Origin of the sequence: Rahnella perminowiae, assembly GCF_019049695.1 — a bacterium.
In the GTDB taxonomy this organism is placed as follows: domain Bacteria; phylum Pseudomonadota; class Gammaproteobacteria; order Enterobacterales; family Enterobacteriaceae; genus Rahnella; species Rahnella perminowiae.
This window is the reverse complement of record NZ_JAFMOT010000051.1, coordinates 1-431: the sequence shown is the minus strand read 5'-3', so window position 1 is coordinate 431 and position 431 is coordinate 1. Positions and strand designations below refer to the sequence as shown.

General features: G+C 45.2%; 1 protein-coding gene. It reads left to right on the top strand.

Annotated features, from left to right (window positions below):
- A partial coding sequence (locus J1781_RS00230; RefSeq protein WP_217233001.1) for an ATPase, T2SS/T4P/T4SS family occupies positions 1-431 on the top strand: 431 nt, incomplete at both ends.

Below are 431 nucleotides of genomic sequence, written 5' to 3'. Positions count from 1 at the left end.
CCGCGAAACCATGGATTATGCCATTCAATATGCTGAAACAGGACACTTGGTGTTTGCCACCCTACACGCCACCAATGCCAACCAAGCGCTTGAGCGTATTATTCACTTCTTTGAAGCAAAACATCACGAGCAGATTTTGATGGATTTATCATTGAACCTTCGAGCCATTGTGGCGCAGCAATTGATTGCTACCCCTGATGTCAAAGGTCGCCGCCCTGCGATTGAAATTTTGCTCAATTCGCAACTGATTGGTGATTACATCCGTAAAGGGGAAATCCACGAAATTAAGCCTGTCATGAAACGTTCCCGTGAAATTGGGATGCAAACCTTTGACCAAGCGTTGTTTGATTTGTATGAAAATGGCGACATCACTTACCGCGATGCCATCCAACACGCTGATTCACCCAACGATTTACGCCTACTTATTAAGC